Annotated in this window: 19 protein-coding genes; 18 read left to right on the forward strand and 1 reads right to left on the reverse strand. The window is 57.9% G+C overall.

Annotation, left to right across the window (positions count from 1 at the left end; translation table 11 throughout):
• Positions 1–3: 3 nt before the first annotated feature.
• From H2O65_RS05650 to hisS, 4 genes are all read left to right on the forward strand, one after another.
• A complete protein-coding gene (locus H2O65_RS05650; protein WP_182140781.1) occupies positions 4–2,325 on the forward strand; it encodes a bifunctional (p)ppGpp synthetase/guanosine-3',5'-bis(diphosphate) 3'-pyrophosphohydrolase in 2,322 nt (773 codons plus the stop codon).
• 188 nt (positions 2,326–2,513) lie between these two features.
• Positions 2,514–3,821 carry a DUF349 domain-containing protein gene (locus tag H2O65_RS05655; RefSeq protein WP_259349462.1) on the forward strand — a complete coding sequence of 436 codons (1,308 nt, stop codon included), beginning with the start codon at positions 2,514–2,516 and terminating at the stop codon, positions 3,819–3,821.
• A 16-nt stretch (positions 3,822–3,837) separates the two neighbouring features.
• Positions 3,838–4,503 (forward strand): MBL fold metallo-hydrolase, encoded by a 666-nt coding sequence (locus H2O65_RS05660; RefSeq protein ID WP_182140783.1) that lies wholly within the window; start codon positions 3,838–3,840, stop codon positions 4,501–4,503.
• A gap of 21 nt (positions 4,504–4,524) precedes the next feature.
• Positions 4,525–5,835 carry a histidine--tRNA ligase gene (gene hisS / locus H2O65_RS05665; RefSeq protein WP_182140784.1) on the forward strand — a complete coding sequence of 437 codons (1,311 nt, stop codon included), beginning with the start codon at positions 4,525–4,527 and terminating at the stop codon, positions 5,833–5,835.
• A 59-nt stretch (positions 5,836–5,894) separates the two neighbouring features.
• Here hisS and H2O65_RS05670 read toward each other — a convergent pair whose 3' ends face one another.
• Positions 5,895–7,679 carry a DEAD/DEAH box helicase gene (locus H2O65_RS05670; protein ID WP_182140785.1) on the reverse strand — a complete coding sequence of 595 codons (1,785 nt, stop codon included), beginning with the start codon at positions 7,677–7,679 and terminating at the stop codon, positions 5,895–5,897.
• Between the two features lie 236 nt (positions 7,680–7,915).
• Between H2O65_RS05670 and aspS the strand changes: the two genes are divergently transcribed.
• The 14 genes from aspS to nusB all read left to right on the forward strand — a co-directional run bounded on the left by aspS (position 7,916) and on the right by nusB (position 23,653).
• Positions 7,916–9,718: an aspartate--tRNA ligase gene (aspS, locus tag H2O65_RS05675; RefSeq protein WP_182140786.1), complete on the forward strand. Its 1,803-nt coding sequence runs from the start codon at positions 7,916–7,918 to the stop codon at positions 9,716–9,718.
• Between the two features lie 86 nt (positions 9,719–9,804).
• Positions 9,805–10,422, forward strand: a complete 618-nt coding sequence (locus H2O65_RS05680; RefSeq protein ID WP_182140787.1) for an L-threonylcarbamoyladenylate synthase — start codon at positions 9,805–9,807, stop codon at positions 10,420–10,422.
• Between the two features lie 71 nt (positions 10,423–10,493).
• The gene (locus tag H2O65_RS05685; RefSeq protein WP_182140788.1) at positions 10,494–11,861 is read left to right on the forward strand and encodes a replication-associated recombination protein A; all 1,368 of its coding nucleotides are present in this window, start codon (positions 10,494–10,496) and stop codon (positions 11,859–11,861) included.
• Positions 11,862–12,013: 152 nt separating this feature from the next.
• Entirely contained in the window at positions 12,014–12,637 is a 624-nt protein-coding gene (gene rpsD, locus H2O65_RS05690; protein WP_182140789.1) for a 30S ribosomal protein S4, read from the forward strand.
• Between the two features lie 142 nt (positions 12,638–12,779).
• Entirely contained in the window at positions 12,780–15,473 is a 2,694-nt protein-coding gene (gene alaS, locus H2O65_RS05695) for an alanine--tRNA ligase (RefSeq protein WP_182140790.1), read from the forward strand.
• A 14-nt stretch (positions 15,474–15,487) separates the two neighbouring features.
• On the forward strand, positions 15,488–15,964 hold the full coding sequence (ruvX, locus tag H2O65_RS05700) for a Holliday junction resolvase RuvX (protein WP_259349607.1): 477 nt from the start codon (positions 15,488–15,490) through the stop codon (positions 15,962–15,964).
• Positions 15,951–17,483, forward strand: a complete 1,533-nt coding sequence (mltG, locus tag H2O65_RS05705) for an endolytic transglycosylase MltG (protein WP_182140791.1) — start codon at positions 15,951–15,953, stop codon at positions 17,481–17,483. The genes ruvX and mltG overlap by 14 nt, the downstream gene beginning before the upstream one ends.
• A gap of 6 nt (positions 17,484–17,489) precedes the next feature.
• Positions 17,490–18,374 (forward strand): shikimate dehydrogenase, encoded by an 885-nt coding sequence (locus H2O65_RS05710; protein ID WP_182140792.1) that lies wholly within the window; start codon positions 17,490–17,492, stop codon positions 18,372–18,374.
• Between the two features lie 143 nt (positions 18,375–18,517).
• Positions 18,518–19,102 carry a prepilin peptidase gene (locus H2O65_RS05715; RefSeq protein WP_182140793.1) on the forward strand — a complete coding sequence of 195 codons (585 nt, stop codon included), beginning with the start codon at positions 18,518–18,520 and terminating at the stop codon, positions 19,100–19,102.
• Between the two features lie 12 nt (positions 19,103–19,114).
• Complete coding sequence (aroC, locus tag H2O65_RS05720; protein WP_182140794.1) at positions 19,115–20,350, forward strand: chorismate synthase; 1,236 nt, start codon at positions 19,115–19,117, stop codon at positions 20,348–20,350.
• The gene (aroB, locus tag H2O65_RS05725; protein ID WP_259349463.1) at positions 20,347–21,951 is read left to right on the forward strand and encodes a 3-dehydroquinate synthase; all 1,605 of its coding nucleotides are present in this window, start codon (positions 20,347–20,349) and stop codon (positions 21,949–21,951) included. Before aroC ends, aroB begins: the two co-directional genes overlap by 4 nt.
• Positions 21,948–22,505 carry a shikimate kinase gene (locus H2O65_RS05730; RefSeq protein WP_182140796.1) on the forward strand — a complete coding sequence of 186 codons (558 nt, stop codon included), beginning with the start codon at positions 21,948–21,950 and terminating at the stop codon, positions 22,503–22,505. Before aroB ends, H2O65_RS05730 begins: the two co-directional genes overlap by 4 nt.
• A 16-nt stretch (positions 22,506–22,521) precedes the next feature.
• Positions 22,522–23,085 (forward strand): elongation factor P, encoded by a 564-nt coding sequence (gene efp / locus H2O65_RS05735; protein ID WP_182140798.1) that lies wholly within the window; start codon positions 22,522–22,524, stop codon positions 23,083–23,085.
• Between the two features lie 16 nt (positions 23,086–23,101).
• Positions 23,102–23,653, forward strand: coding sequence for a transcription antitermination factor NusB (nusB, locus tag H2O65_RS05740; RefSeq protein WP_182140800.1), 552 nt, complete (start codon positions 23,102–23,104; stop codon positions 23,651–23,653).
• Positions 23,654–23,712 lie beyond the last annotated feature (59 nt).

Genomic DNA, 23,712 nt, shown 5'->3' on the forward strand with positions numbered 1-23,712 from the left:
CGAATGGAGGAGATCGAGGTAGTCGAGGGGCCTAAGACGCCCCCATCGGGCTCGCTAGTCCGCTCGGGACTAGCGTGGTTCTCCTCGCGCGGTCGATCCAGTATTCCTGAGATCGAACCATTGATTCGGGCCGTGAAGGCGCACCACCCTCGTGCTAATACGGCAGAGATCGAGCGCGCTTACCGCACTGCTGCAAAGTGGCATGAAGGGCAAAAGCGTAAGTCGGGTGAGTCGTATGTGACACACCCGGTGGCTGTAGCGACAATTCTTGCTGAGATCGGTATGACCCCTCCAACACTGGTGGCTGCGCTGCTGCACGATACCGTTGAGGATACCGGCTATACATTAGAGGCACTCTCGGAGGAGTTTGGGCCTGAGATTGCAGCGATGGTGGACGGCGTGACCAAACTCGATCGCATTCGCTACGGTGCGTCTGCGCAATCGGAGACACTTCGGAAGATGATTGTCGCGATGAGTCGCGACATTCGAGTCCTTCTGATCAAACTTGGCGACAGGTTGCACAACGCGCGCACCTGGAAGTATGTTGCGTCTGAGTCAGCAAAGGGTAAAGCACGCGAAACACTAGAGATCTATGCGCCACTTGCGCACCGACTCGGTATGAACACCATCAAGTGGGAACTTGAGGAGCTTTCTTTCCAGACGCTCTACCCGGACATCTACGAAGAGATCGATCGCTTGGTGGGGGAGAGAGCACCTGAGAGAGAGGTATACCTCAGTGATGTTATCGGCCAGCTCGAGGAAGATTTGCGCCACGCTCGGATCAAGGGGACGGTGAGCGGTCGGCCTAAACATCACTACTCGATCTATCAAAAGATGATTGTCCGCGGCAAACAGTTTGACGAGATCTATGACCTGGTTGCCGTTCGTGTCCTTGTCGACTCGGTAAAGGACTGCTACGCAGTCCTTGGTGCTGCCCATGCACGCTGGAACCCCATTCCGGGCCGCTTCAAGGACTACATTGCGATGCCGAAGTTCAACTTGTACCAGTCGCTGCACACGACTGTCGTTGGGCCCGGGGGCCGACCCGTCGAGCTGCAGATCCGCACTCGTGAAATGCATGAGCGAGCCGAGTTTGGGGTTGCAGCTCACTGGCGTTACAAGCAGTCTGCCGCGACCTCGCAGGCTGAACCTGACCGGATGTCGCCCAAAGAGCAGATGGATTGGGTTCGCCTCCTTGTGGAAATGGAGAAGGAGACAGGCGATCCCGAGGAGTTCCTGGACTCTCTAAGGTATGAGATCGCCGGCGACGAAGTCTATGTGTTTACGCCCAGGGGCCAGGTGATTGTGCTCCCCCCTGGTTCAACACCTGTGGATTTTGCGTACGCTGTCCACACGGAGGTAGGGCACGGCACAGTGGGTGCAAGAGTTAACGGACGTCTTGTCGCCCTTGATACCAAACTAGAGTCCGGAGACTCGGTAGAGGTGATAACTGCTCAACAGGGCAAGGGTGCGCCGTCTCAAGACTGGCTGAAGTTCGTGGCTTCATCCAGAGCAAAGTCGAAAATCAAGTCATGGTTCCAGCGTGAGCGCCGCGAAGAAATGATCGACTTGGGCAGGGACCACATTGCTAAGGCAATGAAGAAGCAGAATCTGCCTCTCCAGCGCCTGATGACTCACAGTGCGGTTCTGTCAATTGCGACCAACATGGGTTTGAAGGATATTTCTGCCCTCTATGCGGCAGTTGGGGAGAACCATGTCTCGGCCCAGCATGTCGTGAATCAGTTGGTGGAGGTCCTGGGGGGCGATGCAGGAACTGAGGAGACGCTTTCCGAAGCGGTTACCCCTGGCCTAACACCTGCTTCTTCGCACGCCTCCTCGCAAGATGCTGCTGTGATCGTCTCGGGTCTTAGCTCCAATGAGGTTTGGGTTAAGCTGGCGCGTTGCTGCAAACCCGTGCCTGGCGACTCTATTGTTGGCTTCGTGACGCGGGGGGAGGGTGTGTCGATCCACCAGGAGAGCTGCGTCAATGCGCAGCATCTCATTGAAACGAGCCCCGAGCGGATGATCGAGGTTCAGTGGGATGCGAACCAAACAGGCAGCCAATATCTGGTTGAGGTTGAGACTAAAGCACTCAACAGGCCTGGCCTTCTGAACGAGTTGTCCAGAGTATTCTCTGACCACCGCGTGGATATTGTTTCAGGTTCAATGGCCTCATCAAGTGATCAGATTGCCACCGCTCGGTTCACCTTTGGACTTCCCGGGGTGGGCTATCTGGACCAGGTGCTCTCAGCCTTGCGCAGGGTTGACGGCGTCTTCGAGGCATCAAGGGTCTTAGGGACAGCACAAAGGAAGAAAGAAAAGTAGGGGTTAGAGACTTGCCCGGTGGCAGGTGTAAGCCGCGCCCCCAAAAAAATGGAGGTTGCCACCCACTTGCTCCCCCTGCTTTCCGCGTTTGTGCGTTGGCGGGTAGTATGTTTGCTGTGTGCATATCAGTGGTGCACACGACGCGCAATCGTACGCCAATAGCATTGGCCTAACTCTTGAGGATTACTTTGACTGAGCAAGCAAAGCCCCAGGTTCCCGCAGAAGACCAATCTCCGGTCTCTGAGAAGAAGCCCCAGGAAGTGAAAACCCTTGAGTTCGGCTATACGGATGCCGATGGGAACATCTGGGCTAAGGATGGAGATGATGCGCGAATCGTGGGGGCATATCCCGATGGCCTGCCTGAGGAGCCATTCGCGCTCTACACCCGGCGCTATGAGGACCTCGTTGCCACGGTGAACCTTTTTGAGGCAAGGATGCCGCAGCTTTCCGCACGGGACCTTGACTCCACTCTGAAGTCTCTTGAGGACCAGGTGAAAGAGCCAGCCGCAATTGGTGACCTCCCCGGGCTCCGTAAGCGAGTAGCGGGCCTGGCCAGCGAGGTCACTGCTAGGAAGGAAGCTCTGCGAGTTGAACGTGCAGCAGCCAAGGTCGCCGCATTGGAACAGCGAACTGCCATCGTCGTGGAGGCCGAAGAGATTGCAGCTCAGCCATCGGAGAGAACTCAGTGGAAGAACTCCGGAGCCCGCCTGCGCGAACTCCTGGACCAGTGGAAGCTCTACCAGCAGCAAGGACCCCGTCTTGATAAGGGGGACGAGGACGCCCTCTGGAAGCGCTTCTCGCTGGCGCGCACAACATTCGACCGCGGCCGCAGGCAGTATTTCTCAGCCTTGGATGCTCGACAGGCAACCACAAAGACAACCAAAGAACGCCTTATCAAGGAGGCCGAAGAGCTGCAGGACTCCACCGACTGGCGTGACACCGCCTTCAAGTACCGTGGCCTTATGGATCAGTGGAAGCAGGCTGGTCGCGCCTCTCGCAAGGAAGACGATGCCCTATGGGCTCGCTTCCGTGCTGCTCAGCAGGTGTTCTTCGACAAGAGGCGCAACCACGAAGCAGCGGTTGACGTTGAGTTCGGAGCAAACCTCGCCCTCAAGGAAGCACTCGCATCCGAGGCCGAGGCCCTGCTGCCCATAACCGACATTGAGGCAACCAAGAAGGCACTACGTGACATCCAAGACAAGTGGGAAGACGTGGGCCAGGTCCCGTCTCGGGATGTCTCCCGTATCGAGGGTCGGCTCCGTGCTGTAGAGCGCGAGCTCCGCGAGGCAGAGAACAAGGAGTGGCAGCGGTCCGATCCTGAGACACGAGCCCGAGCACAGGGAATGCTGGCCCAGCTTCAAGACTCAATCGCAGACCTAACAGCAGCTAAGGAAGCCGCTGAGAAGGCGGGGAACGAGAAGCTGGCTGAAGAAACTGATGCTGCCCTCAAAGTGAAGGTTCTTTGGTTGGAACAGATTCAGTCATCGATTGACTAGAATCCCGGGGTTACTGGTGAAAATCGAAGTCGTAGGTGCTTCACTCTTTGATGCAAACTGTTATGTGATGTGGCTTGAGGGCTCCAAGGAAGCACTGGTCGTCGATCCGGGCCCAGGCACAGCAGAAGGTGTCAGCGAGGTACTGGAAAGCCATGATCTTGCTGTGGGCGCTGTGCTATTGACCCATGGGCATATTGATCATGTCTGGCAGTGCGCTACGGTCTCCGCTGGCAGGCCCGTCTATATTCCTGAGCCTGACTTAGCACTGATAGAAAACCCCATGGGAGCCCTTGGCATGCGCGCATCTGCGCTAGGGATAGGGGAGTGGCAGTATCCGGAGGTGGTTGTTCCGCTAGGGAGCGAGCAGTTTAATCCGGTAGAGGGCATCACAGTTCGTGTCATTCCTGCCCCGGGACACTCACCGGGCTCATCGGTATTTCTCTTCGCCCCAACCCCGACAGACGCTCCAATGGCACTGTCCGGTGACGTTATTTTCGCGGGCTCAGTCGGCCGCACTGATCTTCCCGGAGGGGACGAGTACGTGATGCGTGAGAGCCTCCGTACACTTGCAGACGTCCTCGATCCGGCGACGGTGCTTCTGCCGGGACACGGTCCCCAGACACGCTGGGGCACTGAGCTGCAAACCAATCCATTTGTTCTACGTGCCCAGCGACGTAGATAGCCGACCCCGTAAAGAGGCAACGTGAGCAAGAAGTCCATCTCTGGGTTTCCTGAACTACTTCCAGCAGGACGTGCAGTTGAATCCATGGTTGAGGACCGCCTACGGAACACTTTTGAGTTACACGGGTTCGCAGGAATACAGACACGGTCAGTCGAGCCACTTACTGCCCTCGAGGCGAAGGGTGAGACGTCCAAGGAAGTGTACGTGCTACAGAGACTTCAATCTGCACGTTCTGGAGGGCCTATTCCTCTCCGATCTGACACTCTGGGACTGCATTTTGATCTCACCGTGCCGCTAGCCCGCTACGTTCTGGCAAACTCGAATGACCTTACCTTCCCTTTCAAGCGCTACCAGATACAGAAAGTCTGGCGTGGCGAGCGTCCTCAAGAGGGGCGATTCCGCGAGTTCACACAAGCCGATATTGACATCGTGGGGTCTGGAAACCTTGGTCTGCATCACGAGGTCGAGGCCGGGGAGGTCATGCTTGATGCATTCGCAGGGCTCGATATCGGCCCGGTGTTGATGGAGATCAACAACCGTAAGCTCCTTCAAGGCATCGCAACAAGTGCGGGTATTGAAGACTTTGAGGGAACTCTGCGCGGTCTCGACAAGTACGACAAGATCGGACCGCGGGGCGTATCTGAGGAACTGCGGGCCCTCGGTCTGTCGGATTCTCAGATTGACGTAGCTCTAAACGCCGCAGCTATTTCAGTCGAAACCGGCAGGCAACTGCGTGAGGCAGTCGGCGCCCTCGGCCTCGATCCAACTCCACTTGCAGAAGGACTCGATGAGTTGGCGACCGTTCTGGATGCCCTCCAGGAGTACGCACCCGGACAGGTCCGTGCCTCACTGCGAATCGCACGAGGATTGGATTACTACACGGGCACCGTCTACGAGACAGTGATCCCCGGACATGAGAGCTTCGGTTCGGTTTGTTCTGGTGGTCGCTACGACGCCCTCGTTTCTGATGGACGCAGAACGTTCCCGGGAGTCGGACTCTCCATCGGGGTATCTCGACTTGTCGCACTTCTTCTCACAACTGGCATCCTGGAACCGGGGGCACCGAGTCCCGCACGAGTCTTGGTGGCAGTCACCAATGAGGAGACAAGGGGTGAATCCGTCGCCGTCGCACGCGCTTTGCGGCAGCGGAACATCGCAACCGAAGTCTCACCGAGTGCTCGGAAATTTGGCCAGCAGATACGTTTTGCGGAGCGCCGCGGCATCAGCTACGTCTGGTTTGTAGACGAGGACGGGGCCCATTCGGTGAAGAACATCGTCACTGGCGATCAAGAGCCGGCTGACCCTGCACAATGGCTGCCTGCTGACGTTTAGGTTGTTGAGTAGTCCCCCTGTTTGAACGTCCCCGCGGCGTTCACCTCGGGGACGTCCTTCTAGCGACGCGGCTTTCCGTACTTCTTGCCACCCTTGCGGTCGAACTGGCGCCCTGCGCGTCCGCCCTCGTACGTGCGTTCTGAGCGCGGCCCATCACCGTGGCTGCCCCCGCGCGGGCCCTCGTCTACCGAAATACGGAGCCGTCGGCCGGATACCTGGGCTTTGTTGAGCTTTGCCATCTGGCGTTCCGAGAGTTCATCCGTGACCTCAACAACCGAGAACGACGGGTAGATGTTGATCTTGCCAAGGTCCGCCCCGCGCAATCCGGCCTCGCCGGTCATCGCGCCGACAATCGCCTTAGGGGAGACGCCGTCCCGCTTACCAACTTCAAGGCGGTAACGGTTGCTTCGCCGATCCCCGCGTGTCTTCCGAGCGCGAGGGGCATCAGTCGCGTCAATCTTGTTGAAGTTTGCATCCATGCGTTCACGCGCACTGTCGGAGACATTCTGCATCGTTGGAGGAACAGCCGCACTATAGAGCAGTTGCGCCGCGATATCCCGGTAGCGTAGGCCGCTCGCGTGTGCTGCCGCGAGGGCTCCTTCGATTGCGGAAGTATCCTGTGCCGCCCCACCCGAATCAGCGTTGATCAGCCCTTCGAGGACGCGGCGGGCGCGCGCATCGATGATCTCTTGGCTGGTTGGAATCGGAACCTGCTGCAGCTTCGCGCCAGTGACACGCTCAATCTGGTGGAGGCGTCGCCTATCCCTTGGCGAGAAGAAGGTCAGGGACCGTCCCGCGCGCCCCGCACGACCGGTGCGACCGATCCTGTGAACGTAAATCTCAGGTTCGATCGGGGCCTCATAGTTGACCACCAAACCGATGCGCTCCACGTCCAGCCCGCGAGCCGCCACGTCGGTTGCTACGAGCACGTCGAGGTCTCCGTTGCGCAGACCCTGGACCATGCGTTCACGCTCACGTTGTGCAATGTCTCCTGAAATACCAGACGCGCGGATCCCACGGCTCAAGAGGGCCACAGGGATTTCTTCAGCATCCCGCCTTGTCCGAACGAAGACAATAGCTGCGCCGCCCTCGCGCCCCTCATAGTTGCCGCGCATTTCGAGGACGCGAGCCAGGGCTTCGGTGCGTAGATTCGCAGGGACCAATGAGTAGGTCTGGTGAATGGTCTTCACTGTCGAGGCAGCCGAGGTGACTTCGATACGTTCCGGATCGCGCAGGTGCTTACCAGCAACCTTGGTAATGCCGCGGGGCATCGTGGCGGAGAAGAGCGCAGTGAGACGCTCATTCGGGACGGTTGACAGAATAGTCTCAACGTCCTCGGCAAAGCCCATGCGAAGCATTTCATCAGCCTCGTCAAGTACCACGGTGTTGACGGAGGTCAGATCCAACGCACCCTTTTCGATCAGGTCCATAATGCGCCCCGGCGTCCCCACGACGACCTGTGCGCCCTCACGCAACGCGCGCAGCTGGGGACCGTAGGATGACCCGCCGTAGACAGTGACCATATGGACCTTTGACTTAGGTCCTGCAAGCGTCTCTAAGGCTTCTGTGGTTTGAAGCGCAAGTTCGCGTGTTGGGGCGAGGACGAGGGCGGCAACACCTTTGACATTGCCGTTGACCCGACCGAGGAGCGGAAGCCCAAAGGCCGCAGTCTTGCCCGTACCGGTTTGCGCTATGCCGACGACGTCGCGGCCTGCGAGCAGTGGAGGGATAGCAGACACCTGGATAGGCGTGGGGATATTGAATCCAAGGTCCTCGAGAACTATTAGCTGATAGCCCGGCAGTCCCAGGTCCGCGAAGGTCGTGGGGGTGGTTTCTTCAGTCATTTCTTCCTTTTGTGGAGTCACCGCCGGGGCCGTGTTCCCTCTAGTTGCGCCAAGTTACGCCGGGTTCACTTTACGCGGGAAGAGGCGCTCCGGCGCGCGCTGTGACTACCTCCACGCTCCGTATGTCTTTGCCGAAGGACTCTACGTCAGGGACGACGCGCCGAACGCGTACAATCGGAGCAGTTGAATGGAGCAGGTTGATTCGCGCTTGACGCGAGCTGTGGGAAAGGAACTTCGTGCTACGCACTCACACGATGAACGAGCTTGGCCTTGATCTAGAAGGCGAGACAGTCACGTTAGCCGGATGGGTTGACCGTCGCCGTGATCACGGTGGCGTTATCTTTATTGACCTTCGGGACGCTTCTGGTATTGCTCAGGTAGTGGTCCGTGATGAAGAAATCGGTCACCAACTGCGCCCAGAGTATGTTCTGAAGGTCACTGGCAAAGTCTCTGCGCGGCCCGTTGGTAATGAGAACCCAAATCTTGCTTCAGGGCAGATTGAGGTGCTGACTGATGAAGTAGAGATACTTAACACTGCGGCTCCTCTACCTTTCCAGGTTTCCACCCACGCGGATGGCGCAGTGGCTGGTGAGGAGGTACGACTCAAGTATCGTTATCTCGACTTGAGGCGGCCAGCGGCCCAGCATGCCCTCCGGTTGCGGTCGGCAATGTCTCGCGTAACGCGTGAGACGCTGCTAGATGATGGCTTTGTTGAGATTGAGACGCCGACGCTGACTAGGTCCACTCCCGAAGGGGCAAGGGACTTCTTGGTTCCTGCTCGTCTTGCGCCCGGCTCCTGGTATGCCCTTCCCCAGTCGCCGCAGCTTTTCAAACAGCTGCTCATGGTGGGAGGAATGGAAAAGTACTTCCAGATTGCGCGCTGCTACCGCGATGAGGACTTCCGTGCCGACAGGCAACCAGAGTTTACGCAGCTTGACGTTGAGATGAGCTTCGTTGACCAGGACGATGTCCTGGAGGAAACGGAAAAGGTACTCCGTAACATTTGGGCACTAATTGGCTATGACATTCCGACGCCCATCCGGCGGATGCCGTTCCTTGAAGCGATGGAACGTTACGGTACTGACAAGCCTGATCTGCGTTTTGATCTTGAGCTTGTTAATTTGACGGATTTCTTTGCAGGGAGCCCGTTCCGATTGTTCCAGGCCCCATATGTTGGCGCCGTTGTGATGCCCGGTGGTGGCTCTCAACCGAGGCGAGCCTTCGACAAATGGCAGGAATGGGCGAAGTCCCGTGGCGGTAAGGGTCTCGCATATGTGACCATCGCCGATGACGGAACGCTCGGCGGGCCGGTTGCAAAGAATATCTCTGAGGAAGAACGTGCAGGACTCGCTGAGGCAGTCGGCGCGAACCCGGGAGACTGCGTGTTTTTTGCCGCAGGCGTCGCGGACTCAGCAAGGTCCCTCTTGGGTGCAGCCCGCTTAGAGATAGGTTCGCGACTGGGACTGATGGACCCGAATGAATGGTCGTTCCTCTGGGTTGTCGATGCTCCTATGTTCAAGCCATCAGCAGCCGCAAAGGCCGAGGGCGATGTTGCGTTGGGTGCCAGCGCTTGGACTGCGGTCCACCATGCCTTCACGGGCCCGAAGCCGGAGTATCTGGACACGTTTGACTCTGATCCCGGCTCCGCCTTGGCAAACGCCTACGACATTGTCTGCAACGGTAATGAGATTGGCGGAGGGTCGATCCGTATTCACCGCAGAGATATTCAGGAGCGGGTTTTTGAGGTGATGGGAATCGGTCAGGAAGAAGCACAGCAGAAATTTGGCTTCCTTCTTGATGCCTTCCAGTTCGGCGCGCCTCCTCACGGGGGAATCGCGCTCGGTTGGGATCGGATTGCTGCCCTTCTGTCCGGTGCCGACTCGATTCGTGATGTCATTGCGTTCCCGAAGTCGGGTGGGGGATACGACCCACTGACGGAGGCACCCGGGCCAATCGACGCAGCTCAGCGCGCAGAGACCGGGGTTGATTTTGTTCCTGAGGAAGAAGAGCAAGCCGACGACGCGGGTACAGACGCCTAGTTCGACAACTGGGGAGTGGGCAGCACTTTCTATCAAGTTCTCACAGACACTCCCCAGATGTCGGAGGTCACAGTTAAGCTGTGACCATGAAGATCGTTGAACTACACCCAGATAACCCTCAACCACGACTCGTTCGCCAGATCGTTGCTGTTCTGAATGACGGTGGCACAATAGCGCTCCCTACTGATTCCGGTTATGCCGTTGCCTGCATGCTTGGCAACAAGGATGGTATGGATGTGATCCGCCGCATCCGCAACCTCGATGACAAGCACAATTTTTCCCTGCTGTGCCAGTCGTTCGGACAGTTGGGCGAACTGGTAATAGTGGATAACAAGGCCTACCGCACAATCAAAGCGCTGACGCCGGGGGCGTACACCTTCATACTTCCTGCCACGAAGGAAGTCCCGCGAATGACCCTGAACAAGAAGAAGAAGACGGTGGGTGTCCGTCTACCAGACCACAAGGTCACCCAGGCTATCGTCGAAGAGCTGGGGGCGCCGTTGCTTTGCTCCACCCTGATCATGCCCGGAGAGGATGAGCCGTTGACCGATGCTGAAGATGTGGCGGCAAGGATCGGGAACGAAGTTGACCTCGTTGTTGATGCTCCGGTTGGGCTTGCGGGTGCGACCACGGTTATTGACTTCATTCCCGGCTACCCGGAAGTCGTGCGTGAGGGTGCTGGCGACACATCCTTGTTTGCCTAACGTCCTCGACGAAGCGGTGGGTGGTCCACCGCCGTACAAGCACGCACCGCTTTTTAAAGGACCTCTTTCTAATGGATCTATTTGATGCTCAAGGCATCGACAGTCATGGGCTGCCGCGGCCGTCGGCCTCGGGGCCCCTGGCTGTTCGGATGCGACCCACGACAGTGGAAGAACTTCTGGGCCAGTCGCATTTGCTGACTCCCGGCTCACCACTGGCTCGGCTCTTGGATTCTCAGTCAACTTCTGTACCGTCAGTCATCCTGTGGGGACCCCCGGGAACGGGAAAGACGACGTTGGCCTACCTGATTGCCCGCCAGTCTGGAAGACGGTTTGCTGAGGTTTCGGCTGTGAACGCTGGCGTCAAAGAGGTACGTGAGGTGATTGCGTCCGCAAAACATGCACTAATGGCCAGTGGTGAAGAAACGGTTCTGTTTATCGATGAGGTACACCGCTTCTCAAAATCACAACAGGATGCCCTTCTGCCTGCCGTAGAGAACCAGTGGATCACACTTGTTGCGGCGACAACCGAGAATCCCAGTTTTTCAGTAATTTCACCTTTGTTATCCAGGTCTCTACTCCTTGTACTTCACCCGCTGGATGACGAGGCGATAGGGGAGACCCTGCAACGCGCTCTAAAGAGCGCGTCCGGGTTGAACGCAGCCGTAGAACTTGGAGAGGGTTCACTGGGGGTTCTGACTCGCATTGCTGGTGGTGATGCCCGCAAAGCTTTGACACTCTTAGAAGCAGCGGCAGCAGCCACCCTCGACCGGGGTGACAGGTTAATCACGGTTGAGGATGTATCGACTGCTGCAGCGAGCGCACTGGTTCGCTGGGATGAGGACCAGCATTACGACGTAGCCAGCGCTTTCATTAAGTCGATGCGAGGTTCAGACCCCAATGCAGCTGTCCACTATCTGGCCCGAATGCTGGAAGCAGGTGAGGATCCGCGCTTCGTTGCCAGGAGAATCATGATTAGCGCCGCTGAGGATGTTGGCTTGGCCGATCCGAGTGTTCTCCAAACAGCAGTTGCCGCAGCTCAGGCCGTTGCGATGGTGGGAATGCCCGAAGCACAGATAATTCTTGCGGAGGCGGTTCTAGCGGTCGCAACTGCCCCGAAGTCCAACACGGCAGTGGTCGCAATCAGCAAGGCCACAGAGGACGTGAGGTCCGGTAAGGCAGGTCCCGTTCCATTGCATTTGCGTGATGGCCATAGTTCCGGATCTCGCAAGCTAGGTCATGGGCTCGACTACGTCTACTCCCACGACCAACCTCACGCAATCGCGGCTGGGCAGACCTATCTCCCTGATGCGCTCCGTGACGCCAACTACTATGTGCCGACCGGCAGGGGTGAAGAAGCCAGAATTGCGGCAAGCATGGAGGCGATCGCAAGACTTCACAAGAAGGCCACAAATCAACAAGGTGACCAACCGCTCATCTAAATGTCATGGCTGTCGATCGAAGCTGACCTCGGCATCAAGTAGCATTGCATCTGGTCATTTTTGATCGAACCTGGGGTCTTAGCCAAATGAGTGTTGACCCCATGGCCTCGCAGCCAGCGGGACCATGACAAACTGAAACAGGAGAAATAGGCATGGCAGATAATCGTGCACGCAAGCAGGTGCGCCAATCACGCGCCCTCGGTATCCCGCTGACCCCGAAGGCAGTGCGCTACTTTGAGAAGCGCCCTTACGGACCCGGAGAGCATGGCCGCACACGCCGCCGTCAAGAGTCCGATTACGCGGTTCGACTCAAGGAAAAGCAGCGTCTTCGCGCCCAGTACGGTATCCGTGAAGCACAGATGGCGAACACGTTCCAAGAGGCTCGTCGCATGCAGGGCATGGCTGGTGAGAACCTCGTGTCATTGCTAGAGACCCGACTGGACGCCCTTGTCTTGCGCTCAGGGTTTGCACGCACCACCGCTCAGGCACGCCAGGCGGTTGTCCACCGCCACATCCTGGTGGATGGCAAGATCGTTGATCGCCCTTCGTTCCGAGTCAAGCCGGGCCAGGTCATTCAGGTGAAGCCGAAGTCCCAGACCACTGTACCGTTCGAGGTCGCAGCCGCTGGCGCTCACCAGGAGGTCCTGCCCAAGGTCCCCGGTTACCTTGACGTAGATATCGCAAATCTCAAGGCAACGCTGACGGAGATCCCGAAGCGCAGCGACGTCCCTGTTGAGTGCGACGTCCAGATGGTTGTTGAGTACTACTCGCGCTAAACCAGATACTTGTGCCTCGGTGGACTTCTTCCGGGAGAGCACATGCAGCAAATGCGATGAGGACGGGAGCTGTTGGCACCCGTCCTCTTTGCTATTCTCAATCCGCAGCCAGGATTGGGACCACTGAAGCTAAGAGAGAGAAATGCGCACACACGAGATTCGCGAGCGATGGATCAACTATTTCGCTGCCAATCAGCATGAGATTCGTCCTTCGGTACCACTGTTGTCGCCCGAGCCGTCCATTCTCTTCACCATTGCCGGAATGGTTCCTTTTATCCCTTACATAACAGGGGAGGAAGAACCACCGTGGCCTCGTGTCGCTTCGGTGCAGAAGTGCATTCGTACAAACGATATTGACAACGTCGGGCATACCTCGCGCCACGGCACCTTTTTCCAGATGAACGGTAACTTTTCATTTGGGGACTACTTCAAAGAAGGCGCGATTCACTACGCTCATGATCTCCTCACGGGTGCGGTCGAGGACGGTAAGTACGGCCTCGACGCCGACCGCCTTTGGGTGACTATCTGGGACGGCGATCAGGAAAGCTTGGACGTGCTCACCAAGCAGATCGGCATGGACTCCAAACACATTGTCCGCCTTCCCCGCGTTGAGAACTTCTGGTCCACCGGCCAGCCCGGCCCTGCTGGACCCTGCTGCGAATGGCATTATGACCGTGGTCCCGCATACGGCCCAGAAGCGGTTGACACTACGACCGATCCGGGTGGAGATCGTTATCTAGAGCTGTGGAACCTCGTTTTCGATCAGTACATGCGCGGTGAAGGCGAAGGCCAGAACTACGAACTACTGCACGAGCTGGATCGCAAGTGCATCGATACAGGTGCGGGTCTCGAGCGGCTGGCGTTCGTGTTGCAAGGCAAAGCAAACATGTTCGAGATCGATGAGGTCCGACCAGTCATCACCAAAGTGGAAGAAATCTCCGGTAGGCGTTACGGTTCCGGTGGTGAAGATGACGTCCGCATGCGAGTCATTGCTGACCATATCCGCTCTTCCATGATGTTGATCAATGATGGCGTCCGCCCAGGTAATGACGGTGCTGGTTACGTTCTCCGCCGCCTAATGCGGCGCGCAGTCCGCTCGGTGCGTTTGCTGGGTGTTGACGAAGTGACGCTCCCGGAGCTTTTCCCTGTTTCACGAGATGCCATGTCTCCCTCGTACCCCGACCTACTGACCAACTGGGACACGATCGCCGACGTCGCGTATGGTGAAGAGGTTTCCTTCCGACGCACGTTGGATGCAGGAACCACAATCTTTGACGTGGCAAGTCGCAAGGCTGAGGAGGAGTCTACGAGCGGTGTTGCAACCCTGTCGGGCGAGGCCGCTTTCGCGCTTCACGACACCTACGGATTCCCGATCGACCTCACCCTCGAAATGGCGCGTGAGAAGGGACTTGCGGTTAACGAGGCACAGTTCCGCAAGCTCATGAGTGAGCAGAAGGAACGTGCCCGCGCGGATGCTCGCGCAAAGAAGGCCGGTCACGTTGACGTCAAGGTGTTCCACGAGATCGCGGATAGCATTGGCGGAGGCAGCGAATTTGTTGGTTACACCAGTGCCACCGGGGAGTCCCAGATTGCGGGCCTCCTTGTCGACGGAATTCCAGTGCCGTTCGTGGAAGGACCCGCCCAAGTGGATGTGGTCCTCACCCGCACACCGTTCTTTGCTGAGGCCGGTGGACAGAAGGCCGATCAGGGTGTCATTCGGGTTGAGAATGGCGTTGAACTGGAAGTCTTTGATGTCCAGTCACCTCTCAAAGGTCTATCTGTTCACCGCACCACGCTGCCAGCTGGCACCGTGGCAGTCGGGGATAGGGCCTACGCCGAAATTGATCGTGAACGCAGGCTCGCCATCGCGCGTGCTCACACGTCGACCCATATGATCCATAAAGCACTCCACGAGGTCGTGTCCGAGCGGGCAACACAGGCAGGATCCGAGAACTCGCCGTCACGAATGCGCCTTGACTTCCGCCACGGCAAGGCACTGACGAACACTCAGCTGTCCGATATCGAGGCAATGGTCAATGCCAAGATGATGGATGACTTGGAGATTACGGAGACCGTCCTCCCAGTCGAAGAGGCGAAGGCGCGCGGCGCCATGGCCCTCTTTGGGGAGAAGTACGGCAAAGACGTCAGAGTGGTCACCATCGGTGACGATTGGTCAATGGAGATTTGTCTGGGGACACACGTGTCGGCAACCGGGCAGATTGGCCGCCTCAACATCCTTTCAGAGTCTTCTATTGGCTCTGGGGTCCGCCGTGTCGACGCACTTGTCGCGGATTCCTCGTACGAGTTCCAATCGGCGGAGCATCTTCTGGTTTCACAATTGACGAATCTGCTGCGCGGCAAGCCAGAAGAGCTCCCTGAGAAGATCTCTACCCTTCTTGACAGGGTGAAGTCCACTGAGCGTGATCTTGCTGCACTGCAAAGCCAACTCTTGCGCTCCAAGGCTGCGGATATCGCCGAGGGCGCGACCCGTGTCGGGGTGGTTCGGATGGCAAAAGCCGACCTCGGAACAGTGTCTAGTGCCGATGCGGTTCGGGACGTGGTTCTAGACGTGCGCAACCGACTTGGTGCTAGTGAACCCGTGGTTGTTGCCTTGGGGGCTGTCATGAATGACAGACCTATCCTGGTGGTGGCTACCAATCAGAGCGCCAGGGATGGCGGTATCCGAGCTGGGGACCTTGTCAGGACTGGAGCAAAAGTCCTTGGTGGGGGTGGCGGTGGCAAAGCCGATGTTGCTCAGGGTGGCGGAACTGATCCCAATGCACTTCAAGATGCATTGCAAGCTGTCGCTGCTCAAGTGAGCGGAGTGGCGTCCTGAGGCCCGGCGCGCGAATCGGCCTCGATATCGGAAGCGCTCGTATCGGTGTCGCATTTGCCCCTGGGGATGCCGCTGTCGCGATTCCTTTGGAGTATGTCCCAGCGAAGCCCCGGAAGCGTGCCCTTAGACTCATAACAAAGCAGGTTCGCGAGCGCGGTGCAATTGAAGTTGTTGTTGGGTTGCCCAAGCATCTGAACGGAACCGAAGGAGAATCCGCACATCTCGTTCGTGAGTTTTCGGCCGCGCTTGCTACTATGCTGCCTGACGTGAGACTTTGCCTGGTGGATGAGCGACGCTCGACTATCGCCGCAAAGGAACTACTGCATGAACGTGGGATCCAAGAGAAGGAGCAACGTCTTTTGATTGATTCCGTCGCGGCACAAGTCATCCTTGAACACGCACTGGAAGTAGAGCGGGTAAGCGCTAAGCCTCCCGGTGAGGAGATTCGGGTGATGAACTTAGACGAGAGGGGTGACGATGAGCAACAGTAGCTCTGAGGACGCTTCGGGCAGTCCCTTTCCATCACGGCGCGATCTGCATGCTTCGCGGATACCTAGCAGGGGAGCCGCGAGTTCAAGCGATGCGAGCGCTGATTACAGCGCCGCAGGCGTGGCTGAAACTGAGGTCGTTGGACAAGCCTTGCCGACACCCGCTGTGTCTCACACGTCCGAGGGGTCATTCCCGACGCGTCGAGAGCACCTCATCGAGACCGGCGCACTTCCTCAAGTCAAACAACGCTCGCCAAAGAAGTCCGAGCGACTCGCAAAGAAGGCAGAAGATAGCGCGATGAAGGTAGAGGTGACTTCCGGTCGTGAACCTTCGCCTCAGCCAAGCCTCGGCACTCGCCCTCTAGCACCCGGTAATGGTGTTCCGCCCACTCGACTAAACTCCGGAGCAGTTTCCCCGCTGAATGGTCGGGCAAGTACCCCTTCAAAAATGAAGGCCAAGAAGGCCCCTAAGTGGCGCGTCGCACTGATCCTGATCCTGCTACTTGCCCTGGTGGGTGGAGCTGTCTACTGGGCGTGGATGGGTCTGAGTGGCGACTCTGCGACCTCGCAAGAAGAGCTTGATTTCCCGGGTCCGGGCGAAGGTAGCGTTGAAGTCACAATCACAACAGGAGAGCTTGGCTCTGAGATCGGTCAGTCGCTGGTCGACGCCGGCGTTGTGAAGACGGTCCGTGGTTTCACACTAGCATTTGAAGGAAACTCTGCCTCGGCAACCATCAAGCCTGGAACCTACACCCTCAAGCTAGGTATGAGGTCCGCAGATGCTCTTGCTGCACTCCTTGACGAGGCCAACCGAAGCGACAACGCGATTACAGTGAATGCCGGTCAGACGGCCGCTCAGGTCTACGAGCGCATGATCTCGGTTGGCGGCTTCACCCAGGATGAAATCGACCAGGCCCTTGCAGATCCTGCAGTGCTTGGACTGCCGGAGGCTGCAGACGGCAACGTTGAGGGTTGGCTCGCTGCCGGGTCCTACGAGGTGGCCATCGGGGAGAGTGCAACGGACGTCCTGATGACGATGGTGGGCCGTACAACCGCGTTGCTGACTGACTTGGGAATTGCTGAAGCCGACTGGCAAGAAACCCTCATTAAGGCATCAATTCTTGAGCGTGAAGCAGGCGTCCCTGACGATTTGCCCAAGGTGGCACGTGTAATCCTCAATCGCCTTGAGTTGCCGGAAGCTGAGACGCGGGGGCTCCTTCAGATGGACTCAACTGTGCTTTATGGAGTTGGTAAATCGGGTGGACTACCCACGGCGGAGGACTTGGGTTCGGACAGTCCCTACAACACCTACCGAGTTCAAGGTCTTCCCCCGACACCTATTGCAACACCTTCCCAGGCTGCCATTGAAGCGACGATCAATCCCGCAGATGGCGATTGGCTCTACTTTGTCACGGTAAACCTGGATACGGGAGAGACACTGTTCAGCTCAACACTTGCAGAGCAAACAAGCAACATCGAGTTGCTTACCCAGTGGTGTGAGCAAAATGAAGGCAGGTGCTGAGACACGATGAAGCGGTGGGCTGGCGTCATTGGGTCACCGATCGAGCACTCATTGTCACCGATCCTGCACGATACTGCATTCGGGCTGCTCGGTCTTGATTGGGAGTATCGCAAGTACAGGGTTGAGACAGACGAGTTAGCCACCTTCATTGCAGGTGTTGGAGCGGACTGTGTGGGACTCAGCGTCACATCGCCCCTGAAGCGCGCAGTACTACCTCTGGTGGATGCGACAGACGGACTCGCGAACCTGGTAGAGGCGGCCAACACCGTTGCTTTCTCCTCATCCATGAGCGCGGCGTTTAACACTGATGTCCAAGCAATAGTTGACACAGTTCGCCCCCACTTGGTCGCACCTAGTGTCACAGGTAGCTCCGGGCTGGGCCTCTTGGTTCCAGAAAATGCAGGGCCCCTCACCTCACTTCCTCCCGCAGTGGTCGTCGGTACAGGCGCTACCGCGTGTTCCGCTCTAGCTGCACTCAAATCTCTGGGCGCCACAAAGGTCTACCTGGTAGGAAGATCCTTCGCGGGCCCTCAGAATGCATACGTAATCGGAATGGCTCTTGGCCTCGAAGTGCACAGTGTGCTTCTCAGAGTTGTCGACCGGTACCTCCCCGCACTCAACGCCACCCCCGTACTGATCTCTACCGTGCCGCCCGCTGCCACAGTTGACCTCGCATCGAAGCTGACGCCACTTCGTGACGGGGTCTTGCTCGACGTCACATACTCATCGGGGCAGACCCCCCTTGAGAACAGGTTCGTGCGCGCGGGAGCGCATGTGACTTCTCCGTTGACCATGCTTACTCTGCAGGGGATTGCCCAGGTGAAGATTTGGACGTCCGAGGACGTTCCTTTTGATCCGGTACACAAAGCGGTCACAGCTGCGCGGCAATGATTGGGAACGAGGCTCAGTGGGTCCTAGCCTCTATTGTGTTTGCTGCCAATCTGCTCTGGGTCGGGCTGCGTGGACGTTCGCTACTAGATCACTACCTTCCAGACTCTCCGCTATCTCACTTGAGCTTGATGTGGGGCACGACCGTGAGCGGAGCTGCGGCCCTATACGTCGGTTCTTGGGGTGCTGACATACCGGTCGGGGGTTGGGGCTTCGCCGCAATTGGAACAGGAGCTAGCCTTGAGGGTGGAACTGTCACTGCGCTTGGAGTCTCACTCGCATCACTCGGTTGGATGAGCATACTGATTGATTCCAGAGTTCGGAAGTTACCCGACCAACTCACTGGGCTCCTGGCGGTCGAGGTCGCAGTGCTCATACTCGTCTCTCCCTGGACAATTGGTGTTGCGTCGCAGTGGTTCCTGCCGATAGTCGCAGGGGCCGTCGTTTGGACTCTGCCATTGGCAGTTGGTCAAAGACTTGGACAAGTGGGGCTGGGGGATGTCAAGTTAGCTCCGGTGCTGGGAGCAGCCCTAGCAACATGCTCCTTTCGCGTGGCCCTTCTTGGACTAGCCGCCGCGTTTGTGGCAGCAGCCATCCGCGCACTGTTTCTAACAGTACGCGGGGGACTCTCTAAGAGGTTCTCCTTTGGCCCCTACCTGATGGGAAGTGCACTGGGGTGCTGGGCGCTTGCGACTCTTGGACCTCTGTCACCCGGCTCAAGCGGATTGTGAAAAGCTGGGTCCATGCTGAAATGGACAACTGCTGGAGAATCACACGGTCCCGCTTTGGTCGCTTCTCTGGAGGGCGCACCTGCAGGGATACTTGTAAGTACCGCTTTGATTGCGGAGGCGCTCGCTGAACGCCGACTAGGTTATGGTCGTGGGCCGAGGCAACAGTTTGAGAAGGACCGCGTCGATATCCTCACTGGTGTTCGCCATGGCCGCACAACCGGAGCACCAATCACCATCGTCATTCACAATTCCGAGTGGCCAAAGTGGGAGGCCGTGATGAGCGCTGATCCGGTACCACAAGAAGCTCTTCTTGTAGATGCTGGACGTGGTGATGTTCGGGAGATGGCGCGGAACAAACCGCTGACACGCCCTCGTCCCGGGCACGCCGACCTAGCAGGTGTTCTTTCTTACCGGCAGGAGGACGCAAGGAACATCCTGGAACGCGCATCCGCGCGAGAGACGGCTGCACGCGTCGCTCTTGGCGCAGTAGCAAAACAGCTTCTTCATCAAGTCTGCGGTACCGAGATCGTCTCCCACGTTGTGAGCATTGGGCAAGCAAGCGTACGAGCAGTCCCACTTCCCACCCCCGCAGACTACGACCAGTTGCGCGCTTCTCCAGTCCGCACCCTAGGGGCGAGGGCGGAAGAGGCCTTCATCAAAGCTATCGATGAGGCGGAAGAAAACCAGGAAACCATTGGCGGAGTTGCCGAAGTGATCGCGTACAACGTCCCCGTGGGACTCGGTTCTCACGTGTCATCAGACAGGAAGCTGGACGCGGCGATCGCGTGGGCCCTGATGAGTATCCAGTCTGCGAAGGCCGTGGAAATTGGTGAGGGCTTCGAGACTGTTGCGAGTCCCGGTTCGGCTGCTCACGACGAGATAGTGCGCCAGGATGGCGCCATCACCCGTTCCTCGAATAGGGCCGGGGGAATCGAGGGGGGAACCTCAAACGGTCAGCCTATCGTTGCAAGGGTTGGCTTCAAACCAATCTCCACTGTGCCCAGGGCTCTTCCTTCAGTTGATCTTGCAACCGGTGAGGCGAGCTCCGCTTTCCACCAGCGATCGGACACTTGCCAGGTAGTTCCGGGCGCTGTCATTGCCGAAGCAATGGTTGCCCTCGTCCTCGCACAGGCACTCACTGACCGTTTTGGCGGGGCGTCCGTCGAAGAGGTACGCGCCCAGTTCGACCTCCAGGAGGCATACGTCAGTAGCAGACTTCGCATCAAGCAGGAGGGTGAAAGCAGTTGATAGCACAGCTCCCCACAAGTCAACCCTGGTATCTGATTGGTCTCCCCGGGAGTGGGAAGTCAAAAGTGGGCCGAATTCTTGGCGCAACGTTGCGCGTGCCGCATATCGACATTGACGCGGAGATAGAGCGTACCTCCGGGAAGACCATCAGCGAGATCTTCTCGGGGGAGGGCGAAGCAGCGTTTCGGCAGCAGGAAGCCAAAGCGATCCTCGCAACCGCTGGTCAACCCGGCGTGTTCTCGCTTGGCGGAGGATGCGTTGAGACCCCGGAAGTCCGTGATTTTCTTCGCGACCAGACGGTGATTTGGATTGAAGCGCACCATCGTGAGCTACTGGCAAGGGTTTCACGCAACACGAGACGCCCACTGCTGGTGGACAACCCCGAGCAGAAGCTTCTGGACCTGACGGAGCGCCGCAGCCCCCTCTACCGTGAGGTTGCCACGTGCACAGCCCAGTCTACTTCCGGCCCCCCCGACGAGGTCGTGCGTCAGATCTTGCGCCGACTTCTTGAGTGGGACTTCGTCTCCGTCAGGGGCACCCACAGATATAACGTCATAACAGGGAGCGGTGTATCGGAGCTTCTGGCCGGGTATATTCCAGCGGACGCTACGAAGGCGCTGCTCGTCGTCCCGGACGCCCTTGCCAATCAGGCATCCCACATTGAGAGCATTCTGCGCGGGGCAGGCCTTGAAGTCCATGTCTTCGCACACAGGGACGGAGAGACCGCTAAGGACCTTGGGACGTTATCCCGCGCTTGGGACATGCTTGGGAAAGCTCGCATCGGAAGAAGAGACCTAGTCGTCACATTTGGCGGCGGAGTGAGCACAGACCTGGGCGGTTTCGTGGCTGCCACATGGTTGCGTGGGGTTCCAGTCATCCATCTTCCCACTACGCTACTCGCAATGGTCGACGCCTCAATCGGCGGCAAAACGGGGATAGACACCCCCGCGGGAAAGAACCTCGTCGGCGCCTTCTACGATCCTCTAGCCGTGCTGGTTGATTTGGACAGCCTCGTCACGCTGCCACAGAGTGAGTACACCGCGGGCCTCGCAGAGGTAATAAAAACCGGCCTCATCGAAGACCCAGAAATCCTCCGGATCATAGAAGACAATCCGCGTATTGGGGACGTCGCATGGGCAGCCAGTGAAGGCATGGATACGGTCGCGGAAATCGTCCAGCGTTCCATCGCTGTGAAGGCAAGAATTGTCAGCGCGGACCGCCTTGAAGGTGGACTCAGGGAGACGCTCAACTACGGTCACACCATGGGACACGCTATTGAACGTGCAGAGAACTACGGCATGCGCCACGGCGAAGCAGTGGCAATCGGGTGCATCTTCGCGGCGCACCTCGGCGTGGAGTTGGGCCTGATCAACGCTGAGACTGCACACAAACACGAGCTGCTCTTTGAGTCGGTAGGGTTGCCGACTCGATATCGCGGTAACCTCTCGGTTCTCATGGAAGGTTTGGCCACGGACAAGAAGGCACGGCAGGGTAAACTGCGTTTCGTCTTGCTCAGTGCAGGTACCCACCCTGCGGTACAAGAGGTCACAAACGACACCGTCGTCCGCGTGGCTACACTCCTTGAAATGGAGGAAAGATGAGTTCGTTCCCCGTCCTCGTAATACTGGGAGCCTCCGGATCCGGCAAGTCCGCAGTGGCTGATGCACTTGGACGAAGGCTTGAGCTGCGCGTCGTTGAGGTGGAAGCAATGGTGGCGGAGCGGGCAGGAGTTCCATTGGGAGAGATGATGACGGACTCTCCTGAGGATGCCCTTGAAGCCTTGGCCGTGGCATCCCAGGACGTGCTCGCCGAGGGCGGTCCCGGAGCGGGGGCGATTGTCGTGCTCAGTCCTTCCGCGGTTCTGAACCCCGGGGTAATGGTGGCTTTAGAAGCGGCCAAAGCCGCGGGAACCAAGGTCACTGCCCTACGCGCATCACTGTCCTCACTGGTTCGCAGAAACGGTTTGGATGCTATTCGTCCAACCAACCTGGGCACTCCGCGAGCGTGGTTTAGGACGCAGTTAGCCACTCTAGAGGAGGCGTACTCGAAAGTGGCAGACGTTTGGTGCGATACTGATACCTGCGATAGCGCCATGGCCGCGCGGTTAATCGCAGCAGACCTCGGGTTTTCCTTCCCTGCAAGGATGCCTGACTAACCAGAAAGTAGTACCCGTGGCAACAACGAACGACCTCAAGAACGGCATGATCCTCGTCATTGACGGAAACCTCTGGCAAGTGGTCGAATTCCAACACGTCAAGCCAGGTAAGGGCCCTGCTTTCGTTCGCACCAAGATCCGCAATGTGCTCTCGGGCAAGACCGTCGATAAGACGTTCAACGCTGGACTGAAAGTTGAGACGGCGACGGTCGATCGCCGTGACATGACGTACCTGTACCACGACGGTGAAGACTTCGTCTTCATGGATGATTCCACGTATGAGCAGATACCACTGTCAGCAGCGATCGTTGGGGATGCCGCAAACTACTTGACTGACAACCAGAGGGCGGTTGTTGCGTTCCATGGTGACCAGGTGCTTTCCGTCGAACTACCCGCAACTGTGACCCTGCGCATCACGCACACCGAGCCAGGTCTCCAGGGAGACCGCTCGTCTGCAGGCACCAAGCCCGCAACGATTGAAACGGGATTTGAGATTCAGGTTCCGCTCTACATGGATGAAGACACTCTGATCAAAGTTGATACACGGACGGGCGCATTTGCCGGTCGTGTAAACGAGTAGCAGGACGGGCAGCGCCGTGGCACATGACAGAGGGCGGTTCACTTCGCGCACCAAGGCACGAAAGAGGGCTGCCGAGGTTCTCTATGAAGCCGACCAGAAGAGGGTCGTTGCTTCTCCAAGTGATCTTCTGAGTCTTCTTGAGGAGCGGAAGGAGTTCACGTCCGCCCCCTCGCCGCTGCCCGCATACTCGGTTGAGATTATTGAGGGTGTCGCGTCGGCTCTTCCGCAAGTCGATGACCTTCTTAATCAACATGCCAAGGGAGCGGGGATCGACCGGTTACCCGCCGTAGATCTTGCAGTCTTGCGGGTGGCCGTCTGGGAGATGCTTCACAACTCAGAGGAAGTCCCACGGATCACAGCCATTGACGAGGCCGTTTCCGTTGTCAAGCAGATTTCTACCGACGCTTCCCCCGCCTATGTGAATGCCGTCCTTGATGCGGTGCGCTTGCATCTCGATAGGGACGAGGTCGCCACAGCTTCGCCAGCTACTTCTGATTTTGAAGAAAAGACCCCGAAACAGGAAGTGGAGACGGAGTTCGACCTCGATGAGCTGCTCGACGAGTACTAGTTCTTATCCCACCTGTGGGTTTACGCTCTGATTCCACACGCGAAGGCGGACTCTGCCCT

The sequence above is a fragment of the Schaalia sp. JY-X169 genome, assembly GCF_014069575.1.
GTDB lineage: Bacteria > Actinomycetota > Actinomycetes > Actinomycetales > Actinomycetaceae > Scrofimicrobium.

Coding starts and splice junctions, on each gene's coding strand:
- H2O65_RS05670 (WP_182140785.1), bottom strand. CDS start 7,679: ATGACTGAAGAAACCACCCCCACGACCTTCGCGGACCTGGGACTGCCG.
- mltG (WP_182140791.1), top strand. CDS start 15,951: ATGAGCAACAGTAGCTCTGAGGACGCTTCGGGCAGTCCCTTTCCATCA.
- H2O65_RS05685 (WP_182140788.1), top strand. CDS start 10,494: ATGGATCTATTTGATGCTCAAGGCATCGACAGTCATGGGCTGCCGCGG.
- H2O65_RS05710 (WP_182140792.1), top strand. CDS start 17,490: ATGAAGCGGTGGGCTGGCGTCATTGGGTCACCGATCGAGCACTCATTG.
- aroC (WP_182140794.1), top strand. CDS start 19,115: ATGCTGAAATGGACAACTGCTGGAGAATCACACGGTCCCGCTTTGGTC.
- rpsD (WP_182140789.1), top strand. CDS start 12,014: ATGGCAGATAATCGTGCACGCAAGCAGGTGCGCCAATCACGCGCCCTC.
- H2O65_RS05650 (WP_182140781.1), top strand. CDS start 4: ATGGAGGAGATCGAGGTAGTCGAGGGGCCTAAGACGCCCCCATCGGGC.
- H2O65_RS05680 (WP_182140787.1), top strand. CDS start 9,805: ATGAAGATCGTTGAACTACACCCAGATAACCCTCAACCACGACTCGTT.
- alaS (WP_182140790.1), top strand. CDS start 12,780: ATGCGCACACACGAGATTCGCGAGCGATGGATCAACTATTTCGCTGCC.
- H2O65_RS05730 (WP_182140796.1), top strand. CDS start 21,948: ATGAGTTCGTTCCCCGTCCTCGTAATACTGGGAGCCTCCGGATCCGGC.